This is a genomic window from Amaricoccus macauensis, assembly GCF_014201905.1.
Classification (GTDB): domain Bacteria; phylum Pseudomonadota; class Alphaproteobacteria; order Rhodobacterales; family Rhodobacteraceae; genus Amaricoccus; species Amaricoccus macauensis.
Genome location: NZ_JACHFM010000014.1, coordinates 1 through 5,044 on the forward strand (window position 1 = coordinate 1; position 5,044 = coordinate 5,044).

The window sequence follows — 5,044 nt, forward strand, 5'->3', positions numbered from 1 at the left end:
CGGCTCGGTCAGGATCGCCGGCATCGCCTTGGGGTGAACGGCGCGGACCTCGGCGTTCGGCGTGGTGGTCAGGAAACCGAAGAGGTCCGCCGTCACCGGCCCCTCCTTCACCTTCCGCGTGCTGGTCCAGGTCGCCCACAGGCCGGCGAAGAAGGCCAGCGGCCGGGTCTCGTCGAAGGCGAACCACACCGGCGGCCGCGAGCCGTCCGCCAGCGTCTCGTTCTCGGCGAAGCTGGTGAAGGGCACCAAGCAGCGGTGCTCGGGCCCGAGCCAGGGCCGCCAGTGCGACGAGCTCGTCTGGCGGATGTTGGTGACGCCGCGGTCGACCTTCTTCCCCGCGAGGTACTGCGGCGGCGTCGGCATCCCCCAGCGCGCCATGACGAGCTCCCTGCCCTCGCCGGCGTTGCGGATGATCGGCGCCGGATAGTCCGGGTAGATGCCAGGCAGCGGCGGCATGTTGCCGGCGCGGTCGTCGAGGCCGGCGAAGAGCCGGCGCATCGCCTCCTGGGAGCGCGTCATCGAGTAGAGGTTGCACATGGGCGACTTCTCGTCCTGGGGCCGGCCGAAGGGCAGATAGGGGGAGGTGTAGACCACGGAGTCGGTGCCGTCCGCCAGCAGCAGGTCGGGGAAGCACGCGACGAACCGGTGCGCGGTCTCCGGCGCCCGGAAGTAGACCGCCACCGCGTCCCGCGAGATCCCGAGCGCGCTCGCGGCATGGAAGGCATACTCCCCCCGCCCGACCTCCTGATCGAGCCATCGATAGAGGTCGTCGAACTGCCGCTCGAAGCCACCTTCGGGGACCAACAGCTTGACCCGCACCGGAAATGCCTCGTCGTCGATCCGTCTCTGGGGCGTGCTTCGGCGAGTCATGAGTCCTCGGGGGCGCGGGTATGTTCTCTAAATGTTCCTGATCGGCGCGCGGCGCAAGCACGCTGTCGCGTGAGGGATCGCCGTCGGCGATCGCGGTGATCGGCGGACAGGTCGGGAGATCGACGGGCCGAGGCCCGCTCACCCCCGCCCTGACGACTTCGCCATGCATCACGTCCGCCCAGCATCCGGGCGCCCGCGCGTCAACCGGCAAGCGGCGGCCAGGGCCGCCGGCTCCGCCGCCCCCCGTGTCCTCGCCTGCGGCTGCGGGCCGCGCCACGGGGCGTCTCCGCCCAGGTCTGACCCGCGCTCTCCCGGCCGCGGGTCGGGCAGTCGCCCTCCCCGCTCTGCCCACCCGGGAAATGCGGGGTGCATTTCCGGTCGGCAGACCGGGACGGCTCCGCCCAATGCGGACCGAAGGGCAGAGACCCCCGGCCGCGCCACCACGAAGGAGACCGGCCGATGGCCATCGACGACGACGACTTCGAGGACGACGACGAGCTCGAGCTCTTCGAGGACTACGAGGACGGGGAGATCGGCTACGTCCGGTTTCTGCAGGCGCACGGAGTCGAGCGCACCTGCGCGCGCTGCGGCGCTCCCTTTCGCGGCATGCCGGACTACGGCCACTGCAACGCCTGCGCCGACGCGATCGAGGCGGGCCACCCGGTCGACTGACCGGACCCCGCGGGCGGGGGGCCAGCGCCTCCTGCCTTTCCCAATTCGATAGAGGAAGATCGCGATGCAACGCGCGGAATGGAAAGCCTTTCATCATTCGATCCGGCACGACGCCCGGGCGTTCCGGGACAGCCACGGCGGCTTTCCCTGCTTCACCCGCCGCTTCGTCCACAACGGCGAGGAGTGGAGCTTCACCCGTGCCCGCAACGACGGCCGGGGCTGGACCAGCCACCTGCGGAAAAGCCTTATCCGTCAGATGGGTTGGCGGCAGAAGCACGCCGACGAGATGAGCGACCTGCCCTACTGGCACCAGAAGCACCGCCGCGAGCCCTGGGCCCGTGCCACCTTCCGCCGGGCGATCCGGACGGCGGTGCGCTGTGCGCGCGAGTGGCGCCTCGCCGGCCAGGCGGAGGGCTGAGCGATGTTCGGCACCTACTGCCGCCTCGGCGTGCCGGTGTGGTCGACCGACCGCGAGGTGATCCGCGCAGCCCGGCGCCTGCTCTCGGCGACCGCGCGGCGCGGGCGTGCCCTCCGCACCGAGCGCCATGCCTTCCTTCGGCAGATGCTGGAGTTCCACCACTGCGAGCAGGATCTGGTGCGCGAGTACCGGCTCTGACCCCGCGGGCTCCCGCTGACGCGGGAGCCTCGTTTCCTGATTTCCCGAATTCCTCAGCCGCTGGCGGCTTCCGTTTCCGGGCAGCGGAGATCGCCGTCGGCGATCGCGATGATCTGCGGACAGCCCGGGGGATCGACGGGCCGAGGCCCGCTCACCCCCGCCCTGACGACTTTGCCACCCATGACGTCCGCCCAGCATCCGGGCGACCGCGCGTCAACCGGCAAGCGGCGGCCAGAGCCGCCGGCTCCGCCGCCCCCCGTGTCCTCGCCTGCGGCTGCGGGCCGCGCCACGGGGCGTCTCCACCCAGGTCTGACCCGCGCTCCCCCGGCCGCGGGTCGGGCAGTCGCCCTCCCCGCTCTGCCTTCCCCGGAAATGCGGGGCATTTCAGGTCGGCAGACCGGAGAGGCTCCACCCGAACGGCGGATCGAGGGCGAAGACCCCGGCCGCGCCACCACGAAGGAGACCGGTTCCCATGCGGACGCACTTCACTTTCCTCGCCAGCTCCTGCCACGGTTGGCTGATCGTCACCCCGGATGAGCTCGCGGCGGTCGGGCTCAGCGAGGCCGACATCACCCCCTACAGCTACCGGCGCGGCGACCAGCTCGGGCTCGAGGAGGACGAGGACGCCCAGACCTTCCTCGAAGCCTACAAGGCCCGCTTCGGCCGGGAGGCCGAGATCATCGACGACCTCGGCTCCTGCGACCAGTGGGAGCATTTCGGCAAGCGGCCGTGTCACTGAGGAGGGCGGACCGATGAACATGCACGCCCCCGCCCTGCGCCGCCGCCTCTCCGACATCGTCGAGGAATACGACACCAAGCGCGCCGGCATCGCCGGGGCGCTCGCCGCCTACGGCCGATCGGTCGCGGAGCTTTCCGCGGCCGCCTGCGTCGGGACCGCCTACGGCGGCCCCCTGCTGCGCGACAGCTCCGGCCCCGCGCCGTGGGCGATGGAGGCCGCCCTCCTGAAATCCGCGTGGCGCCACGTCTACGAGGGCCTCGCCGTAGCCGAGATCGCCTCGGCGGCCGACAAGCGCCGCTTCGAGCAGATGCTGGAGAAACCGCCGGCTTTTACGCTGACGGAGATCCGGGAGCGGTTCGGCGACTACCTCCTGAACCCGCGCCACCACATCCTCCGCGGCCTCGCCGAAGTGTTCTGCGGGCTCGACCCGGCCTATCGCTCGCACTCCAAGGTCAAGGTCGGCGTCGCCGGTCTGCCGAAGCGGGTGATCCTGCAGTCGGTCGGCGGCTATGGCGCGTGGGGGACCGACCGGCTCCGCGACGTGCTGAACGCCCTCGCCGCGTATCAGCGCCTGCCGCTCGTGACCTGGCCGGAACTCCGCGCCCTTCTCGACGATGGCGAGGCTTGTCTGGCCGGCAAGGAGATCCGGCCCGGCTTCGGCGAGCCGTTCCGCACCGTGGCGCGCGGCGTGCGCCTGCGGCGCTTCGCCAACGGCAACGGCCATCTCTTCTTCGAGGAGCCGACGCTCCGCGACATCAACCGGGCGCTCGCCGAGTGGTATGGCGAGGTCCTGCCCGACGTGGAGGACGACACGCCGGCGCGGCCACGGCCGGGAACGGCGGTGGCGCGGGACCTGCAGTATTATCCGACCCCTGCCCCGCTGGCGCGGCGGATCGTCGAGGGCCTCGGCCGCATCGCCGGCGAGCGCGTCCTCGAACCTTCCTGCGGCTGCGGCCGGCTGCTCGACGCGCTGCGCGACGCCGGCGCCGATACCTTCGGCATCGAGGTCGACGGCGCTCGCGCCGCGCAATGCCGGCAGAAGGGCCATATCGTCCAACGCGCCAACTTCCTCGAGACCGTCCCGACCGGCGACTATGATCGGGTGGTGATGAACCCGCCCTTCTATGGCACCCACTACGCCCGCCACGTCGAGCACGCGCTCCGCTACCTGCACCCGAACGGCGTGCTGACCGCGATCCTGCCGGCGGCGGCGCGCTACGACCACGGCCTCCTGAGCGGCTCCTGGGAAGATCTGCCGGTCGGCGCGTTCTCGACGAGCGGCACCAACGTCAACACCTGCATCCTGACGCTGCGCCGTCCCGCCGATCCCGGTTGAAGCCCCGCCCGAGGGCAATCCCTCCCCTGCCCCATTTTCGTCGTCTAAAATATCCTCGGGGGGTGCCGGGGGGCAGACGGCCCCCCGGCTTCGACATCGGCCACCCGCGATGTGGCCGGAGATCTGGCGCGCGGGCTGCGGAGATCGCCGATGGCGATCGAGGGGTTGCCGGCGGGCGTCGCCTCGACGGGCCTTCGGCCCGCTCGCCGCCGCCCGGGTCCTGCTCCGGCCGTGCGCACCGCTTGTTAGGGGATCGCCGGCGAGGATCGTCGGAGACAGAAGGGCGAGGAAGCGGCAGTGCGCATCATCGGGTTCGCGGCGCAGGCGATGATGACGGTCGGCGTCTTGCTGACGATCGGCGTGCCGGCGAGCGCGACCGAGGCGTTACGCCGCGACGCCGAGATCATCGGAGTCGCCAGCGTGATCGACGGGGACACGCTCGAGATCCACGATCGGCGGATCGGGCTCGACGGGATCGACGCGCCGGAGTCGGCGCAGCTCTGCCTGCGGGAGGGCCGGAAGGAGCGCTGCGGGCAGAGGTCGGCGTTCTTCCTCTCGGATCTGATCGGGCAAGGGACGGTGCGGTGTGTTTCGCACGACGTCGATCGCTACGGGCGGGACATCGCGACCTGCTGGCTCGGCGGGTTGAACCTCAACGAGCGGATGGTCGCGGCTGGCCAGGCGGTGGCCTACCGGAAGTATTCGAAGCGGTACGTCGAGGCTGAGGCGGAGGCGGCACGGCTCGGGATCTGGTCGACCGAGTTCGAGATGCCGTGGGACTATCGCCGGGCGCATTAGCGAAGGCGCGAGG

General features: G+C 71.2%; 7 protein-coding genes. 6 read left to right on the forward strand and 1 reads right to left on the reverse strand.

Annotated features, from left to right (window positions below; all coding sequences use genetic code 11):
- A partial coding sequence (locus HNP73_RS23550) for an SOS response-associated peptidase (RefSeq protein ID WP_246400049.1) occupies window positions 1–870 on the reverse strand: 870 nt, incomplete at its 3' end.
- Between the two features lie 459 nt (window positions 871–1,329).
- Here HNP73_RS23550 and HNP73_RS22730 point away from each other — a divergent pair.
- The 6 genes from HNP73_RS22730 (at window position 1,330) to HNP73_RS22755 (ending at window position 5,031) form a co-directional block, all read left to right on the forward strand.
- On the forward strand, window positions 1,330–1,542 hold the full coding sequence (locus tag HNP73_RS22730) for a hypothetical protein (protein WP_184155682.1): 213 nt from the start codon (window positions 1,330–1,332) through the stop codon (window positions 1,540–1,542).
- A gap of 64 nt (window positions 1,543–1,606) precedes the next feature.
- Window positions 1,607–1,960: a hypothetical protein gene (locus tag HNP73_RS22735; RefSeq protein ID WP_184155684.1), complete on the forward strand. Its 354-nt coding sequence runs from the start codon at window positions 1,607–1,609 to the stop codon at window positions 1,958–1,960.
- A 3-nt stretch (window positions 1,961–1,963) separates the two neighbouring features.
- Complete coding sequence (locus HNP73_RS22740; protein WP_184155686.1) at window positions 1,964–2,158, forward strand: hypothetical protein; 195 nt, start codon at window positions 1,964–1,966, stop codon at window positions 2,156–2,158.
- A gap of 472 nt (window positions 2,159–2,630) precedes the next feature.
- Window positions 2,631–2,897, forward strand: coding sequence for a hypothetical protein (locus HNP73_RS22745; protein ID WP_184155688.1), 267 nt, complete (start codon window positions 2,631–2,633; stop codon window positions 2,895–2,897).
- A gap of 13 nt (window positions 2,898–2,910) precedes the next feature.
- Window positions 2,911–4,233: a DUF4942 domain-containing protein gene (locus tag HNP73_RS22750; RefSeq protein ID WP_184155690.1), complete on the forward strand. Its 1,323-nt coding sequence runs from the start codon at window positions 2,911–2,913 to the stop codon at window positions 4,231–4,233.
- A gap of 297 nt (window positions 4,234–4,530) precedes the next feature.
- Complete coding sequence (locus HNP73_RS22755) at window positions 4,531–5,031, forward strand: thermonuclease family protein (RefSeq protein ID WP_221289087.1); 501 nt, start codon at window positions 4,531–4,533, stop codon at window positions 5,029–5,031.
- Window positions 5,032–5,044: the final 13 nt, after the last annotated feature.

Coding starts and splice junctions, on each gene's coding strand:
- HNP73_RS22730 (WP_184155682.1), top strand. CDS start 1,330: ATGGCCATCGACGACGACGACTTCGAGGACGACGACGAGCTCGAGCTC.
- HNP73_RS22735 (WP_184155684.1), top strand. CDS start 1,607: ATGCAACGCGCGGAATGGAAAGCCTTTCATCATTCGATCCGGCACGAC.
- HNP73_RS22740 (WP_184155686.1), top strand. CDS start 1,964: ATGTTCGGCACCTACTGCCGCCTCGGCGTGCCGGTGTGGTCGACCGAC.
- HNP73_RS22745 (WP_184155688.1), top strand. CDS start 2,631: ATGCGGACGCACTTCACTTTCCTCGCCAGCTCCTGCCACGGTTGGCTG.
- HNP73_RS22750 (WP_184155690.1), top strand. CDS start 2,911: ATGAACATGCACGCCCCCGCCCTGCGCCGCCGCCTCTCCGACATCGTC.